The sequence below is a fragment of the Paenibacillus sp. Z6-24 genome, assembly GCF_054161335.1.
The window spans coordinates 3,152,118-3,169,237 of sequence record NZ_CP096398.1 but is presented as its reverse complement, the minus strand read 5'-3'; the positions used below and the strand labels follow the sequence as shown (position 1 = coordinate 3,169,237).

The 17,120-nt window shown below is 47.6% G+C and carries 14 protein-coding genes; all 14 read left to right on the top strand.

From position 1 onward, the window contains the following. Window positions 1-8 precede the first annotated feature (8 nt). On the top strand, window positions 9-1,415 hold the full coding sequence (locus M1D61_RS13650) for a DUF342 domain-containing protein (RefSeq protein ID WP_458119154.1): 1,407 nt from the start codon (window positions 9-11) through the stop codon (window positions 1,413-1,415). A 32-nt stretch (window positions 1,416-1,447) separates the two neighbouring features. Beyond that, window positions 1,448-1,753 carry a hypothetical protein gene (locus M1D61_RS13645; protein WP_458119152.1) on the top strand — a complete coding sequence of 102 codons (306 nt, stop codon included), beginning with the start codon at window positions 1,448-1,450 and terminating at the stop codon, window positions 1,751-1,753. 50 nt (window positions 1,754-1,803) lie between these two features. Beyond that, a complete protein-coding gene (locus M1D61_RS13640; RefSeq protein ID WP_458119150.1) occupies window positions 1,804-2,430 on the top strand; it encodes a hypothetical protein in 627 nt (208 codons plus the stop codon). Beyond that, the gene (locus M1D61_RS13635; RefSeq protein WP_458119148.1) at window positions 2,427-3,068 is read left to right on the top strand and encodes a hypothetical protein; all 642 of its coding nucleotides are present in this window, start codon (window positions 2,427-2,429) and stop codon (window positions 3,066-3,068) included. The genes M1D61_RS13640 and M1D61_RS13635 overlap by 4 nt, the downstream gene beginning before the upstream one ends. 221 nt (window positions 3,069-3,289) lie before the next feature. Continuing rightward, on the top strand, window positions 3,290-3,988 hold the full coding sequence (gene rpsB, locus M1D61_RS13630; RefSeq protein ID WP_017813707.1) for a 30S ribosomal protein S2: 699 nt from the start codon (window positions 3,290-3,292) through the stop codon (window positions 3,986-3,988). A gap of 253 nt (window positions 3,989-4,241) precedes the next feature. Next, window positions 4,242-4,892: a translation elongation factor Ts gene (gene tsf, locus M1D61_RS13625; protein ID WP_017813708.1), complete on the top strand. Its 651-nt coding sequence runs from the start codon at window positions 4,242-4,244 to the stop codon at window positions 4,890-4,892. Window positions 4,893-5,087: 195 nt separating this feature from the next. Beyond that, window positions 5,088-5,816: a UMP kinase gene (gene pyrH, locus M1D61_RS13620; RefSeq protein WP_458119146.1), complete on the top strand. Its 729-nt coding sequence runs from the start codon at window positions 5,088-5,090 to the stop codon at window positions 5,814-5,816. Then, the gene (frr, locus tag M1D61_RS13615; RefSeq protein WP_458119144.1) at window positions 5,816-6,370 is read left to right on the top strand and encodes a ribosome recycling factor; all 555 of its coding nucleotides are present in this window, start codon (window positions 5,816-5,818) and stop codon (window positions 6,368-6,370) included. Before pyrH ends, frr begins: the two co-directional genes overlap by 1 nt. A 66-nt stretch (window positions 6,371-6,436) precedes the next feature. Beyond that, window positions 6,437-7,201: an isoprenyl transferase gene (locus tag M1D61_RS13610; RefSeq protein ID WP_458119142.1), complete on the top strand. Its 765-nt coding sequence runs from the start codon at window positions 6,437-6,439 to the stop codon at window positions 7,199-7,201. Window positions 7,202-7,248: 47 nt separating this feature from the next. Continuing rightward, complete coding sequence (locus M1D61_RS13605) at window positions 7,249-8,049, top strand: phosphatidate cytidylyltransferase (protein ID WP_458119140.1); 801 nt, start codon at window positions 7,249-7,251, stop codon at window positions 8,047-8,049. 40 nt (window positions 8,050-8,089) lie between these two features. After that, entirely contained in the window at window positions 8,090-9,241 is a 1,152-nt protein-coding gene (locus tag M1D61_RS13600; RefSeq protein WP_458119139.1) for a 1-deoxy-D-xylulose-5-phosphate reductoisomerase, read from the top strand. Between the two features lie 240 nt (window positions 9,242-9,481). Further along, on the top strand, window positions 9,482-10,753 hold the full coding sequence (gene rseP / locus M1D61_RS13595) for an RIP metalloprotease RseP (RefSeq protein ID WP_458119138.1): 1,272 nt from the start codon (window positions 9,482-9,484) through the stop codon (window positions 10,751-10,753). 361 nt (window positions 10,754-11,114) lie between these two features. Further along, window positions 11,115-12,572 carry a proline--tRNA ligase gene (gene proS, locus M1D61_RS13590; RefSeq protein WP_458119137.1) on the top strand — a complete coding sequence of 486 codons (1,458 nt, stop codon included), beginning with the start codon at window positions 11,115-11,117 and terminating at the stop codon, window positions 12,570-12,572. Window positions 12,573-12,752: 180 nt separating this feature from the next. After that, window positions 12,753-17,078, top strand: a complete 4,326-nt coding sequence (locus M1D61_RS13585) for a PolC-type DNA polymerase III (RefSeq protein WP_458119136.1) — start codon at window positions 12,753-12,755, stop codon at window positions 17,076-17,078. Window positions 17,079-17,120 lie beyond the last annotated feature (42 nt).

Genomic DNA, 17,120 nt, shown 5'->3' with positions numbered 1-17,120 from the left:
AATATGGCGTGACCTCTCAACTATTGCTGGACAAATACATGAAGCTTAGCTTTTCGAATGACAAGTCTGTAGCTTATCTGGAACTTACGAAACACGATGAACAGTTTGAATGTACTGCTGAACAACTGGAGGGATTTTTGCGTACACAGGGAGTAACCTACGGTATACGTATGGATGAATTGCAAAAGATTGTCCTTCAGCCGGAACAATATGCATCCGAAGCTATCGCAGTAGCTTTTGGCGTCAAACCGGTAAATGGAATCGATGGTGAAATTCAATACAATGTATCATTGGACTCCAATCCAAGAAGACCACTTGAGACCGAAGATGGCAAAGTGGACTACAAAGAAATTATACGTCTTAACAATGCGATGAAAGGGCAGTTGATCGCTGAAAAGATCGATCCTCAGCCCGGGGAGCCCGGCATTGATGTCAGTGGCGAACCAATTCCGTACAAACCCGGCAAGGAAGCACGATTTAAAATCGGTAAAAATATTGTGCTAAACCCCGAGCAGACCGCGATGTATGCGGCGATTGATGGAATGATTTCACGCACAGACAACGGCAAAATCAACGTATTTCCCGTCTATGAAGTAAACGGGGATATTGATTACCATACAGGCAATATTGACTTTGTAGGAACCGTAGTCATTCGCGGCAATGTACTTTCCAATTTCCGGGTCAAGGCTTCGGGGGACATCCGAGTCGTGGGCGGAGTGGAAGGTGCCGAACTGGAGGCAGGTGGATCGATCGAAATTACAGGCGGGATTATCGGCTACCACAAAGGTCTGGTCAAAGCCGCTGTAGATGTGAAAACCGGCTTTATCCAAGATGGTCATGTGCAGGCCGGCGAATCGGTTATCGTCTCACAGAGTATCATGCACTCTCAGGTACAGGCGGGCAACAGCATTCTATGTAACGGACCCAAAGGTTTGATTGTAGGCGGACATCTGCAGGCAGGTGAAATTATTGTCGCTCGCACGATCGGCAATACCGCCTATACGGTAACTGAACTGGAAGTGGGTGTACTGCCGGAGCTGCGCAATCGGCTCGTGGCCCTGAGAAGTGAGCTCAAAACGCAGATGGAAAATCTCGATAAAACCGAGAAAGCGCTCACTCTGCTCGATCAGCTGGCTGCTGTTGGGCAGCTTGGCCCCGATAAAATGGCACTGCGCATCAAGCTGTCCGCTACCAAAAAGAGTCAACTACGTGAGCGGGATGATATTAAAGACAGCATTCTCAACATCGAGAGAACACTGGAACAATCTGTTAAAGCCAAAATCGAGGTTATTCATTCGATTTATGGCGGATCCAAGCTGGTCATCGGCCGTTATACCAAGTATATTAAAGATACAGCACAGCGCGTTCACTTCATTTTTGAAAATGGAGATATCGCAATGCTGTCCAATCATTAATTAAATTGTAAGGGCAGGTGTTCGTCATGGGAATGAGAGCTGTAGAATTGCAAATCGCGGTACCTCGTACCAGCGATGCAGGGAAGATTCAACAGGAGCATCTTATACGTCCGGCGCTGGATCAGGCGATGCTTGCTGATCAGCTGAATGAGCAGGCAGACCGCATGCGTACAAAAAGTGATGGGGTCAAGGAATCTTCCTCCGCCTCCATTCATGACGGCCATCCCGGTGAGCAGCATACTTCCGCCAGACATCGTGAACAGGAAGAGGCGGCTATGCAGGAGCTTACTCCTGCGGAACATCCATACAAAGGTAAACATATCGACCTGTCCTTCTAAAGACAGGTTTTGTTTGCCATTCGACGACATAATTATTAGGGTGAGTAAATATGGGCGAATTTCCGCCATGGGTATATATTGTTCTTCTGGGAGCGATCGCTGTAGTCTACGGTATCATGCTTCCCCGAAAAAATAATGCTAAAGTATCCGATCCTGCCGTATCCGCTACGGTAGAAAAGGTTGAAGATACGCTGGAGCATTACATGACCGAGATTGAAAAGGAAAATGAAGAAATCATCGATCTGGTATCCCAGATCAAACAGGAATCTACAGCCAAGCAGCTGGCCCTGCAGGAGCAGGTAAGCGAGATGAGGCAGCGCTTAATTGAACTGGAGCAAAAAGCTTCTGCTGCCCCTGTACAGCCTGTTTATCAGCAGATCCCCGTGGTACCGGTGCCAATGGAAGTCCCGGCTGCATCTGTCGATATGAGAGGGTTTAATCAGCAAGGAGAAGCCTTGCGCCAGTCAGCAGCCCGGATGATGGAGGAACAGTCCGGGGCGGCTACGGTGACAAACGTCGAAGAGACACCTTCCGAAAAAATCCAAGACCGTTATCCGGAGTTGTTCAAGCTTCATGAAAGCGGCAAATCCGTGGACACGATTGCCAAAACGGTCGGTTTACAGCGCGGTGAAGTACTGCTCATTCTGCAGCTGGCCAAACAGGAGGAACAATCGTGATCAAAAATCGTTCTTTTATTATTGGAATAGGGATAGGTATCATCGTGGGAGCCATTTTGCTGCAGCTTGTGAATATTGGCAAAGGTCAGACGATGATGAACGGAACGCAGTTGACTCCCGAGCAGCTGCAGGAGGCTGCTCAGGCTCAGAATATGCAGGTGTTCAGTTCAGACCAAAAAGTATACACGGCCGAACAGTGGAAACAGCAGCAGGCAGAAGAGGCAGCCAAAAAGGAAGCGGCGACCAAAAAAGTAGAGGCGCAAAACGGTAGCAAGGAAACATCTGCCAAAGAACCCAAAGCTCCGGCCAGTCCGCAGCAGCCAAAGGCGTCGACCAATGAGACCACCGGCCAACCCAAACAACCGGCCAGCAGTAAGAACACCCAGACGCAGCAATCCAAGCCTCCTGCATCTCCAAAGTCTCCCAGTGTCAGCTTTACAATTAATCCTGGCGAAAATCTGGATGATGTTGCCTTTTCCCTTAAAAAGGAAGGGCTGATCAGCAATCAGAGTGAATTCATCAGCAAGGCTTCAAAACGCAAAGCGAATACCAAGCTTCAGATCGGTACATTTAAGATTGAAACCAAGCAGGATTACGATGATATTATCAGCGTCATTACAGGACAGCCATCTTCATAATGCACTGTGAAAAGCAGCGTGAAGGCGGCTGTCTTTTTGCCTGAAATAGAATGCATAAAGATTAAGTATTGCACATTGCATAAGCATTATGGTATATTAATTGGTGGTGTTAAAACACACGCTTTCTGATTTCAGGCAAAGGTGCTTTTCGTTGAAAAGTCTTGCCGAAAGTGGACGAGAGCGGAGGCACACAAAAAACCAAATCTTAGGAGGAAACACAAATGGCAGTTATTTCCATGAAACAGCTTTTGGAAGCTGGCGTACATTTCGGACACCAGACTCGTCGCTGGAACCCAAAAATGGATCGTTACATCTTTACAGAAAGAAACGGAATTTACATTATCGACCTGCAAAAAACAGTTAAAAAGGTTGATGAAGCTTACAACTTTGTAAAATCCGTAGCAGCTGACGGCGGTACTGTACTGTTCGTTGGTACTAAAAAACAAGCTCAAGATTCCGTTAAGGAAGAAGCTGAGCGCGCAGGTCAATTCTACATCAACCAACGTTGGTTGGGTGGAACACTGACTAACTTCGAAACGATCCAAAAACGTATCAACCGTCTGAAAGAACTCGAAAAATGGGAAGAAGACGGTACTTTCGAAGTACTGCCTAAAAAAGAAGTAATCCTGCTTCGCAAAGAGAAAGATCGTCTGGAAAAATTCCTGGGCGGTATCAAAAACATGAGAGGCCTGCCTAGTGCCCTGTTCATCATCGATCCTCGTAAAGAGCGTATTGCTGTAGCAGAAGCTCGCAAACTGGGTATCCCAATTGTAGGTATTGTTGATACTAACTGTGATCCGGACGAAATCGACTATGTAATTCCAGGTAACGATGACGCGATTCGCGCGGTTAAATTGCTTACTGGAAAAATGGCTGATGCGGTTATCGAAGCTAACCAAGGCGAGCAAACTACTGCATAATTAGCTGATCACGCATTAACATGGCAATGAAGATTGCGTAAAAATAAAAGGGTGGTTGGTAGGTGTATAGCCTTTCACTGCCCTTTTTTTAAGATATCAGAGGAATTGCAAATTCAATTTCCTGATAAAATATGGTAAGCTTCTACTGGGTGTATCCCGGTAAAGGATACCAGGGTGAAAAACGATCGACAGCCCCGGCTGTGCAGATCGGATGGATGTTACTTAAATACTCAATTATATGGAGGTCACAATAATGGCAGTTAGTGCAAGCGCAGTAAAAGAGCTTCGTGAAAAAACAGGCGCAGGTATGCTGGATTGTAAGAAAGCATTGGAAGAAACAGGCGGCGATATCGCAAAAGCGGTAGACGTACTTCGTGAAAAAGGTCTGTCTGCAGCAGCAAACAAAGCTGGCCGTGCAGCAACTGAAGGTACTGTTGAATCTTACATCCACGCTGGCGGACGTATCGGCGTACTGGTTGAAATCAACTGCGAAACTGACTTCGTAGGTAAAACCGATCAATTCAAATCTTTCGCTCGCGACATCGCTATGCAGATCGCAGCAGCTAACCCGCTGTATGTTCGTCGTGAAGAAGTTCCGGCTGAAGCGATCGAGAAAGAAAAAGAAATCCTGAAAGCACAAGCTCTGAACGAAGGCAAGCCTGAGAAAATCGTTGAAAAAATGGTTGAAGGCCGCATCAACAAGTACTATGAAGAGTACTGCCTGCTGGAGCAATCTTTCGTTAAAGATCCAGACAAAACAATCAACCAACTGCTGAACGAAAAAATCAGCACAATCGGTGAAAATATCTCTATCCGTCGTTTTGCCCGCTTCGAACTGGGTGAAGGCCTGGAGAAAAAAGAAGACAACTTTGTTGAAGAAGTTATGGCACAGGTTAACCGCTAATCCGATTCATCTCGGGTTGCATCACCGAAAAACGATTCAGTTATAACAAACAAGGAGGGGACACAGACTGTGTTCCTTCTTTTGTAAGATCGTTTAATTACGGAAACCTGTAAGTGGAACCGGAATAGAGTAAAAAACATTAATAGCCGGTTATACCGCTATCAGAACTAAATTCGCAAAGTGGAGGGTATGAATTTGAATAAGCCTGTATTTAAAAGAGTGGTCTTGAAGGTCAGTGGTGAGTCGCTGTCAGGTATGACGGGGTACGGCATTGAAGCGGAAATGATTTCTTCGATCGCAGAGCAGATCAAGGAAGTTGTGCAGCTGGGCGTGGAGGTAGCAGTAGTATGCGGCGGCGGTAACATCTGGCGCGGTATTGCAGGCAGTGCGAATGGAATCGACCGGGCAACGGCAGATTACATGGGCATGCTGGCTACTGTAATGAACTCGCTGGCTCTGCAGGATGCACTGGAACAAATTAATGTTCCGACACGTGTACAGACATCGATCGCAATGCAGCAGATCGCTGAGCCATATATCCGCAGAAGAGCGATCCGTCATTTGGAAAAGGGACGTGTTGTTATCTTCGCAGCCGGAACAGGTAATCCATTCTTCTCCACCGATACAACAGCAGCACTTCGTGCAGCCGAGATCGAAGCAGAAGTTATTTTGATGGCTAAAAACAAAGTCGACGGTGTGTACTCGGCAGATCCATTCAAGGATCCGACCGCTGTCAAATTCGAACAACTTACATACATGGAAGTGCTGAACCAGAATCTGGGCGTTATGGATTCGACAGCGTCTTCTCTGTGTATGGATAATAATATCCCGCTAATTGTATTCGCCATTACGGAACAGGGAAATATTAAACGAGTCGTACTCGGTGAGAAGATCGGTACGGTTGTTAAAGGGAGTGTAGATTAATGCCTCAATCGGTTAAAAAAAGTGCAGAAGATCGTATGCAAAAAGCGATTCAAGCTCTGAGCCGTGACCTGGCTACACTGCGCGCCGGACGCGCAGCGCCATCCATTCTGGATCGCGTGCAGGTAGAATATTATGGCTCCATGACGCCTCTGAATCAGTTGGCCAACATCAGTACACCGGATTCCCGCACGCTGCTCATTCAGCCTTGGGACAAATCCTCTTTGTCAGATATTGAACGTGCGATCATGAAATCGGATCTTGGATTGACTCCGGCCAACGATGGTAACATCATCCGCCTGTCGATTCCGCAGCTGACCGAAGAACGTCGTACAGAGCTGGTGAAACTGACCAAGAAGTTCGGTGAAGAGTCCAAAGTTGCTATTCGTAACATTCGGCGTGACGCGAATGATGATATTAAAAAGCTGGAAAAAACAGATATCTCTGAAGATGAATCCCGTGGTCATCAGGAAGATGTACAAAAACTGACAGACCGGTTCATTAAGGAAGTCGACAATGTACTGGCTGCGAAAGAAAAAGAGATTATGGAAGTGTAAGAGACTGGCGACCCCTCCGAAATGGTGGGGTTTGTCTCTTTTCACTACTGGCATGGAGGAAAAGTGATGTTCAAGCGTGTTCGCTCGTGGTGGGGAAAAGAAGAGCAACAAAGTTCCGGCGAACTTTCGCAGGAGAATATTCCACAGCATATTGCCATTATTATGGATGGAAATGGACGCTGGGCGAAAAGTTTGGGCATGCCGCGTGTTATTGGGCACCAAAACGGAATGAAAGCTGTAAAGCGTGCCACCATTGCTGCAGATGAACTTGGAGTCAAATATTTGACCATGTATGCTTTCTCGACAGAAAACTGGAAAAGGCCCAGAGAAGAAGTAGATTTTCTAATGAAGCTTCCGGGGGAATTTGTAGCTACAGAGCTCGAAGAACTGGTTGAGAAAAATGTACAGGTCCGATTAATGGGAGATAAGAGTGTGCTGCCTTCCTTTACACTGGAACCGCTGGAAAAAGCAATCCGTGATACTCAGCACAATACAGGGCTGGTATTAACATTTGCCATGAATTATGGCAGCCGGGTTGAAATCACGGAAGGTGTAAAAAAAATGGTGCAAGCTGTACAAAACGGTGTGATGTCTGTAGAGGATATCAATCCCGATACATTCGGTACCGTGCTGCAATCGTCGGATCTGCCCGATCCTGATCTGCTTATCCGTACCAGTGGAGAACTTCGGCTGAGCAATTTTATGCTCTGGCAGCTGGCTTACAGTGAATTGTGGTTTACACCGATTTACTGGCCGGAATTTGGCAAAGAACATATGATTGAAGCAGTAGCAGAATATCAGCGCAGAATACGGAGGTATGGCGGTCTCTAGGTTGTACCGGCGAACGCTCTGTACGTTGTTCGGATGGAGGATGGATTGTGAAAGAGCGGATAATCACTGGTATCATAGCTGCAGCGGTTTATGTTAGCTTTTGCCTGCTTGGTGGCTATGCCTATCAGGGCTTGATACTGGCAATGGCTCTAATTGGATATTATGAATTTGTAACCATGACAAAGGCGGCTCCATTTGGAGCACCGGCGGTGATCGGCTACATTAGTGTCGCGTATATGCTCTTTCCCTGGACACTAATGAATCTGACACCGCCATTGTCCGTTGATCACAGTCTATGGATCGCAATGCTGTTATTGTTGTCTATTACTGTAATATCTAAGAATAGTCTGGATATTAAACAAATGGCACTTCTGTTCATTGGAGCCTTTTATATAGGTACAGGTTTTGCTTATATTGCATATACACGTCAGGCACCGGATGGCCATGGCTTATATTGGACATTTATGCTGCTGGCGTCGATCTGGGCAAGTGATATTGGCGCATATTTTACAGGGAAAGCGCTGGGCAAACGAAAACTCTGGCCTTCGATCAGTCCGAACAAGACGATTGAAGGTGCGATAGGCGGTATATTTTTTGCGATTATGGTGGCTGTTGTCTTTTCGTTAATGTCACCGATGCTGTTCCCGCTGTGGAATGCGATTCTGATCGGTGTGGCCGCATCTATCATTGGACAGATGGGTGATCTGATTCAGTCCGCATACAAGCGTATATACGGGATCAAGGATTCCGGTAAAATACTACCTGGACACGGAGGTATTCTGGATCGCTGCGACAGCTGGCTGATGGTCTTTCCTTTTGTGCATATTTTAATGTTAATGCCCTATTAATAGTAACAGTATAGTAAATGAAGAGCAGACGGAGGAAGCAATGAAGAAGATAGCAATTCTCGGTTCAACCGGTTCGATTGGTACCCAGACGCTGGACGTAGTACGTGCTCATCCTGAAGCCTTTCAAGTAGAAGGGATAGCGGCAGGCACTAATACAGAGCTGGTGGTGCAGCAGGCCAATGAATTCAAGCCGAAAATCGTCTCTGTAGCTACCAGGGAACTGGCAGAGCAAATTTGTCATCAGCTTCCTGCCGGTACCAAGGTTTATTCAGGAGAGCAGGGACTGATCGAAGTAGCTGCAGGTACTGAGGCGGATACTGTCGTCACTGCCGTAATGGGAAGCATGGGTCTGCCATCGACACTGGCGGCTATCGAAGCCGGCAAGACGATCGGACTAGCGAACAAGGAAACGCTTGTAACCGCAGGACATCTGGTTACCGAGCGTGCCCGTCAAAAAGGAGTGCAGTTGCTTCCGATTGACAGTGAGCATTCGGCATTATTCCAGTCTCTGAATGGGGAACCGCGCGAGCGGATCGCCCAGCTGACACTAACCGCTTCAGGCGGTTCATTCCGCGACCGCACACGTGCAGAACTGCACGGTGTAACGGTGGCCGATGCACTCAAGCATCCGAACTGGTCGATGGGAGCCAAGATTACGATTGACTCCGCCAGTATGGCGAACAAAGGACTGGAAGTGATCGAAGCCCATTGGTTATTCGATATGCCCTACGATAAGATTTCCGTTCTTCTGCATCCGGAGAGCATTATTCATTCTTTTGTGGAATTTGTGGATACAAGCATTATTGCCCAGCTGGGTAACCCGGATATGCGAGTGCCGATTCAGTATGCGCTGACTTACCCGGATCGTCAGCCTTCGCCATCACCGCGATTGTCTTTGGCTCAGGTCGGACAGCTAAACTTCAAGGAAATGGACTATGAGCGCTTTCCTTGTCTACGTATGGCGTTTGAAGCAGGCCGCCTAAGCGGAACAGCCCCGACCGTATTCAACGCGGCTAATGAAGTGGCAGTGGCCCGATTCCTGAATGGAGAGATTGCCTTCCTGGCGATCGAGGATATTATCGCTGATGCGCTGGAGCACCATCAGACAATAGCAAATCCAGAGCTTGAAGTCATTCAGGCTGTCGATCAGGAGACCCGTAGACGGGCGCTTGCTTTTTCCACAAACAGCTGATAGCAGTCGACTGATTGGAGTTTGCTCCTGCTTTATGATAGGCAAAAGGCTGCTGAATGAGATTAGAACGTTGGGGATCTGGAGATAGAGGTTCACCAGTGTAAGGGGTCAAACCTTCATTTTCCAATTAAAGTAATTTGTTACATTGTCTTTGCCAGCTATGCTTGTATATAGCCTTACAGAAGTGATAATCTAATAGTAAGACCTTCGGTCGCAAGCATAAAAGGAGGATTTGGCAATTTGGAGACACTTCAACGAATTATTATGATTGTACTCATGTTTTTTACGATCGTGACTGTGCATGAGTGGGGACACTATTTCTTTGCCAAGCGTGCTGGTGTACTGGTACGGGAATTTGCGATAGGATTTGGCCCCAAGCTTTTTTCATATAAAAGAAATGAAACGGTATTTACACTTCGTCTGCTGCCATTCGGCGGCTATGCCCGTATGGCCGGTGAAGATCCGGAACTGGCAGAGATTCAGCCAGGCCAGACGATCGCAGTACGGACATCGGACAATCTGATCAAGACTATTTTTGTCGATCAACTGGATAACCGCAAAAATGTAATTCGCGGTGAAGTTCAGTCTATTGATCTGGTGGATGATCTGAAGATTGTTATGGATGTGGATGGCGAAGTGCAGACATTTGCTGTTCATCCACAGGCGATGATGATGGCGAGAGGTCAGGAGATTCAAATTGCGCCTCGTAACCGTCACTTTAACAGCGCATCGGTAGGCAAACGGGCATTGTCCATTTTTGCAGGTCCGGCCATGAACTTTATTCTGGCTATCGTGCTGTGTTTAATTTATGTACGTATGGCAGGCGTACCAGTAGATAACCCTACAGGAGTACAGTTATCTCAAGTAATGTCAGATGGAGCGGCTGCTCAGGCCGGACTAGAAAAAGATGATGTGGTTGAAAAAGTGAATGGTACTACAATTGGCAACGACTCAGAGAAAATGGTAAAGCTTATTCAAGACTCACCGAATAAGACTATGGAGTGGGTAGTCAAGCGTGATGGTAAGGAACAGACGGTGAATGTTACTCCTTCACCAGATGCCAGTAATATTGGTAAAGTGGGAGTAGTTACAGGAGTAGAAACTCGTTCTGCTTCTTTTACTGAAACTTTTACTTATGCTGGAAAAGATTTTGCAGATATGAGTGTATTGATTCTGGAAAGTCTTAAAAGATTGATCTTTGGACAGTTTGAGTTGGATCAGTTGGCAGGACCTGTAGGTACGATTCAAGCGACTAATGACATAGCTAAACTTGGGTTAGAACAGATGATCCGCTGGACAGCCATTATCAGTATTAACCTGGGAATTTTCAACCTGCTTCCGATTCCGGCACTGGATGGCAGCCGACTGATTTTCATTTTCGTGGAATGGATTCGTCGCAAACCGCTGGAACCGAGCAAGGAAGGTCTAGTACATGTTGTCGGATTCGCGATGCTGTTTCTGCTGATGATTGCAGTGACGTACAACGATATTTTGAGGCTGATTCGTGGTTAATGCCGATGAGGCCGGCAGGTAGAACATTTTGTGAAATGACTTGTTAATTTGTCACGTTCAGGATAAGATTTGTTTGGTGGCTTGTTGATCAAGCGAATGCACAATTAATACAAGCAGCAGAGAGAAGCAGAAGAGTCGAACAGAAATGCAGCTGTACGCTTTGAAGCCCTTCAGGCGGATTGCATTTCATCACTCTTGTGCTTCTTTGTCTGAAAGGGTTCAACAAGTTCCGGCAATCGTGCTACAATAGATGAAAATATGTTGGTGAGCGCTGCCTGAATAGTCGATTTCGTCTATGATCCGGCAGCCGGACAGCCTGCTCATTTAAATACTGGTTACTTACAGGAGGATATCCATTTTTATGTCGAACGAAAAGCAGGATAAACAATTTGTAACAGAAATCACTCCACAGAGCGAAGATTTCTCGCGTTGGTATATCGACGTGATCAAGAAAGCCGAACTGATGGATTATTCCCCGGTTCGCGGATGTATCGTCTTCCGTCCGGACGGTTATGAGATCTGGGAGCACATCCAGCAGGATCTGGATCGTCGTTTCAAAGAAACCGGTCATCGTAATGCCTACTTCCCGCTCTTTATCCCGGAGAGCTTTTTTGAGAAAGAAAAAGAACACGTTGAAGGCTTCAACCCGGAACTGCCTTGGGTAACCGAAGCTGGTGGCGATCCGCTGGAAGAACGTCTGGCGATTCGTCCAACTTCCGAGACCATGTTTGGCCATATGTATTCCAAATGGATTCAATCCTACCGCGATCTGCCTGTAATGATCAATCAGTGGGCGAACGTAGTACGCTGGGAGAAGCGCACACTGCCATTCCTGCGTACAAGTGAATTCCTGTGGCAGGAAGGTCATACCGCTCATGAAACCCAAGATGAAGCAATGGAAGAAACGATGCGTATGCTGGATGTATATACAGAATTTGTTCAGGACTTCCTGGCTATCCCTGTAATCAAAGGACAAAAGAGCCCTTCGGAGAAATTTGCCGGTGCCAAAGCTACATACTCCATCGAAGCAATGATGAAAGATGGACGTGCTGTACAGGCAGGTACTTCCCACTATATGGGTACCAATTTTGCAGAAGCTTTTGATATCCAGTTCCTGAGCCGTGAAAATACACAGGAATATGCACACACCACTTCATGGGGTGTAAGTACACGTCTGATCGGTGCGCTGATCATGGTACACGGTGATGACCGCGGTCTGGCGCTGCCGCCAAAAGTAGCGCCAAAGCAGGTTATGATCATTCCGATCGGGCCTCCAAAAACACGTGATCTGGTTGTCGGCCGTGCCGATGAGTTGTTCGCTGAACTGAAAAAAGCAGGCGTACGCGTTGGTATCGATGATCGTGCAGATGTACGTCCAGGCTGGAAATTCAACGAATATGAAATGCGCGGTATTCCAGTACGTCTGGAAGTGGGTCCTCGTGATATCGAGAACGGTGTATGTGTACTTGTCTCCCGTATTAGCGGCGAGAAGAAACAGGTGCCCCTGGAAAACATCGTTGCCGAAGTACAAGCCATGCTGGACCAGGTCCAGGAGGAAATGTATGCCCGTGCACTGGCATTCCGTGAAGAGAACATGCATGTAGTAGATACGCTGGATGAGATGAAAGCGATCATGGAAGAAAAACGCGGCTTCTTTATCGCTGGATGGGATGGCACGGAAGAGACCGAGCGTCAAGTCAAAGAAGAGACAGGCGCAACGATCCGTAACATTCCGTTCCAGCTGGACGTGCAAAAGGATAAATGTCTGGTAACCGGACAGCCTGCCAAACACACCGTTGTGTTTGCACGTGCATATTGATTTTTGATTTACTGTTCAGAATAATATAATTATCCGAAATATATCGTATGCCTGGTGATTACATGTGAACCAGTTATACAGAAGCATGACATCAAGCAGGCAAGCTTCCGGAGAGCGGAGTAGACGTCAGTCTGGCACCGACTTTAACGGGAGCTTGCCACTTTTTTGAAGGGGGACCTCATGAGCGTGAGCGCTAGCGGAGAGAAAAGACAACGTTTCGAGCTGTTGATGAAGCAGGCGCAGGTGCCTGCCGGATTGATGGAGCCCTATTTTGCCGACGGAGCGATTGAGCAGGTAGAGATCAGCCGCAGCAACAAGGAATGGAAGCTGACGATTAGCAAAGAGACGCTTATTCCTTCACCGACCTATCGTACTTTTTGCAAACATATACAGGACAAAATGAGCCATATTGCCAAAATTAAGTTTCTGTTCCGGTACAATGATCATATTGATCATGTGCAGATTGTAGAGGAATACTGGGGCCTTTTCCTGGAGTGGGTACAGCGCCAGATTCCATCGGTTAACGGCTGGATGGTACGGGCCAAGTTTGCACTGAATGGGGATATGCTGACACTCACGATGAGTGATCAGATGGCTATGGAATTGGCCAAGAAAAAGCAGATCGACCAGGCGATTGTCCGTTTTTACGAGGACTATTTTGGTCTACAGCTGCGCATCAAGGTAGAAGTGGGCGAGAACACGACTGAAGCGGTTCAGGCTTTCCATGAACAGCGCCGTCAGGAAGAACTGCAGGAGATTGAACGCATCATGACCAGCATGGAATCTGAGCTGGAAGAAGAAGTGGATGAAGATGGCGAGCCGGTACGTCTCCAGGTTGGTTATGAGATCAAGGAGCAGGCAGTGCCGCTGCAGGATCTTCAGGATGAAGAGAAGAAGATTACGGTCCAGGGTACCATCTTTGGACTGGAAAGCAAGGAACTGCGCAATGGCAGCACCCTGTTTACGTTCTTCCTGACCGACTTTACGGATTCCCTGCAGATGAAGATGTTCGCCAAAAACAAAGAGGATCTGAAAGTAATGAGCCTGCTGGCTAATGGCAAATGGGTGAAAGCGCGCGGCCGGGTAGAATATGACCGGTTTATGCAGATTCCCGAACTGGCGATGATTCCTTCCGATCTGAACGAAATTAAGGCACCGCCGGGACGTAAGGATGATGCAGAAGAAAAGCGGGTAGAGTTCCATTTGCACACAACTATGAGCACGATGGATGCTGTCACACCGATTGACCAGTATGTAAAAACAGCTGCCGCATGGGGACACTCGGCGATCGCCGTTACCGATCATGGCGGTGTACAGTGCTATCCCGAAGCAGCCAAAGCAGCCAAAAAGCATGGCATCAAAGTGTTGTACGGACTGGAAGCCAACGTAATCAATGACTCGGTCGCTATCGTACTGGAGCCGCAGCCGATTGAACTCAAAGATGCCACCTATATTGTATTCGATATCGAGACCACGGGTTTGTCGATTACACAAAACAAGATTATCGAGATTGCCGCTGTCAAAATGCAGGATGGCAAGGAGCTGGACCGGTATGCTACATTTGTCGATCCGCATGAACGGATACCGTACAATATCCAGCAGCTGACGAATATTACCGACGAGATGGTTCGTGGAGCTCCGGAGATTGATCAGGTGATCCGTGAATTTGTTGCTTTTGCCGGTGATGGCATTCTGGTCGCGCACAACGCACGATTCGATATTGGCTTTATCCAGGCTACACTGAAAAATCATGATCTGCCGGAAATGAAAAATCCGGTGCTGGATACATTGGAATTGGCAAGACTGCTTCACCCGAAAATGAAAAACCACCGTCTGAATACGCTGGCGGATAAATATAAAGTATCTCTGGAAAGCCATCACCGTGCGATTGACGATACGATTGCTCTGGGAGGCATTCTGTTCGGATTGCTCAAGGATGCGGAACAGGAGCGCCGCTTAACCCGGCTGGATCGTCTGAATGAATTTGTCGGTCAAGATCTGTCTAATGCTCGTCCGTTCCACTGTACGATCTATGCGCTGAATGAAAAAGGCAAAAAAAATCTGTTTAAACTCATTTCCCTGTCACACACCGAATACTTCAAACGTGTGCCGCGTATCCCCAAGTCCGTACTAACCGAGTATCGCGAAGGCATACTCGTCATGTCAGGCTGTGAGAAAGGCGAATTCTTTGAAGCAGTGTTGAATAAAACCGTGGAGGAAGCGGAAGAAGTGGCCCAGTTCTACGATGTACTGGAGATTCAGCCCATGACCATGTATATGCATCTGGTGGATAAAGGTCTCGTCGGCAGTCCACGTGAGATTGAGACCGCACTGACCAAAGTATGCGAGATCGGTGACCGCCTGAACAAGCCGGTTGTAGCGACAGGCAATGTACATTATCTGGAGCCACGTCAAAAGCTGTTCCGGGATATTACGATCAACGGCATTACCGGCTTTAGTCCGCTCAAGGATCAGCGCAAGCCGGATGCGCATCTGCGTACAACAAGTGAGATGCTGGAAGAGTTTACTTTCCTCGGCGAAGACAAAGCTTATGAAGTGGTCGTCACCAACACACAGGCGCTGGCAGAACGATTCGAGGACTTCCCGTTGTTCCCGGACAAGCTGTTTACGCCACTGCTGGACGGAGCCGATGAAGAAATACGCAATACCTGTTATGAGACGGCCAAGTCCATTTACGGCGAAGAACTGCCGGAAGTCGTTATCGCCCGTCTGGAAAAAGAGCTGGAGCCGATTATCAAATACGGATTCTCTGCCAACTATTTGATTTCCGAGAAGCTGGTGAAAAAGTCCAACCAGGACGGTTATCTGGTAGGTTCACGGGGATCGGTAGGTTCATCGGTCGTAGCGACATTCCTCGGTATATCCGAGGTTAATCCGCTGCCTGCCCATTATATTTGCATCAATTCGGAATGTCGGCATAGCGAATGGTTCCTCGACGGCAGCGTCCCAAGTGGATTCGATCTTCCCGAAAAAGACTGTCCTCAATGCGGCGGCAAACTTAAAGGCGAAGGTCAGGATATCCCGTTCGAGACGTTCCTTGGTTTCAAAGGGGACAAGGTTCCCGATATTGACTTGAACTTCTCCGGTGATTACCAGCCCAAGGCGCATAACTATACCAAGGTGCTGTTTGGAGAAGAGAACGTATTTCGTGCCGGAACGATCGGTACGGTTGCTGAGAAAACAGCGTATGGATTTGCCAAGAAATATGAAGAACTGCATCAGAAAAAATGGCGCGGTGCCGAGTTAAACCGTCTTGCATCCGGTTGTACGGGTGTCAAGCGCAGTACCGGTCAGCATCCCGGCGGCATCGTGGTGGTACCGGATTATATCGATGTAGAGGATGTTACACCGGTACAGTATCCGGCCGATGATGTGAATGCCGAGTGGAAAACAACACACTTTGACTATCACGCGTTTGAGGCGAATCTGCTCAAACTGGATATTCTGGGTCATGATGATCCGACGATGATGCGGATGCTGCAGGATCTGACGGGTGTGGACCCAACGACCATTCCGATGAATGATCCGAAGGTTATGAGCATGTTTAACTCGACGGAAGCACTGGGCATTTCGCCGCAGCAGCTGCGCAGTCCGGTAGCGACATATGGTGTACCGGAGATGGGTACCAAGTTCGTTCGGCAGATGCTCGTGGAATCACAGCCATCTTCCTTTGCGGATTTACTCCAGATCTCGGGTCTGTCACACGGAACCGGCGTATGGCTCGGCAACGCACAGGAACTGATCAAAAACAATACATGTACGATTAAGACCGTTATCGGCTGTCGTGATGATATTATGCTGTTCCTGATTTACAAAGCGGGCATGGATGCCGGTCTGGCCTTCAAAATTACGGAGAGTGTGCGTAAGGGTAAAGGTCTGACACCGGAATGGATCGATGAGATGAAAAAATGCAAGGTGCCGCAGTGGTACATTGATTCCTGTCTCAAAATCCAGTATATGTTCCCGAAAGCTCACGCCTCTGCCTATGTTATATCGGCAGTGCGTACGGCTTATTTTAAACTGTATTATCCGATTGAATACTATGCGACCTACTTTACCGTTCGGGTAGAGGACTTTGATATCGATCTCTGCTGTAAAGGGTACGAAGCGATCTACCGCAAGATTGAAGAGATTGAGCAGATGGGCTTCCAGGCACCGCCAAAGGAAAAGAACATGCTGCCAGCACTCGAAATGGCGCTGGAAATGACCGCCCGCGGGTTCTCGTTCAAACCGATTGATCTGTATCGTTCGGATGCCACTTCCTTTATTGTGGATGATAAAAGTTTGCTGCCGCCATTCTCGGCAGTGCAGGGAATCGGAGACAATGCGGCACGCAATATCGCCGCATCCCGTGAGCATGGCGAGTTCCTGTCGATTGAGGATTTCCAGCAGAAATCCAAAGCGACCAAGACGATTGTGGAGCTGTTAACACAGATGGGCTGCTTCCGCGGTCTACCTGAGAGCAATCAACTGTCCCTTTTCTAAAAGGATGTATGGTGTCAAATGTGGTCAAGGCGTTTCACTTGT

Bases quoted from the DNA above. Each gene is read 5' to 3' on its own strand.
- M1D61_RS13640 (WP_458119150.1), top strand. From the start codon at position 1,804: ATGGGCGAATTTCCGCCATGGGTATATATTGTTCTTCTGGGAGCGATC.
- rpsB (WP_017813707.1), top strand. From the start codon at position 3,290: ATGGCAGTTATTTCCATGAAACAGCTTTTGGAAGCTGGCGTACATTTC.
- proS (WP_458119137.1), top strand. From the start codon at position 11,115: ATGTCGAACGAAAAGCAGGATAAACAATTTGTAACAGAAATCACTCCA.
- M1D61_RS13585 (WP_458119136.1), top strand. From the start codon at position 12,753: ATGAGCGTGAGCGCTAGCGGAGAGAAAAGACAACGTTTCGAGCTGTTG.
- M1D61_RS13610 (WP_458119142.1), top strand. From the start codon at position 6,437: ATGTTCAAGCGTGTTCGCTCGTGGTGGGGAAAAGAAGAGCAACAAAGT.
- tsf (WP_017813708.1), top strand. From the start codon at position 4,242: ATGGCAGTTAGTGCAAGCGCAGTAAAAGAGCTTCGTGAAAAAACAGGC.
- M1D61_RS13600 (WP_458119139.1), top strand. From the start codon at position 8,090: ATGAAGAAGATAGCAATTCTCGGTTCAACCGGTTCGATTGGTACCCAG.
- frr (WP_458119144.1), top strand. From the start codon at position 5,816: ATGCCTCAATCGGTTAAAAAAAGTGCAGAAGATCGTATGCAAAAAGCG.
- M1D61_RS13645 (WP_458119152.1), top strand. From the start codon at position 1,448: ATGAGAGCTGTAGAATTGCAAATCGCGGTACCTCGTACCAGCGATGCA.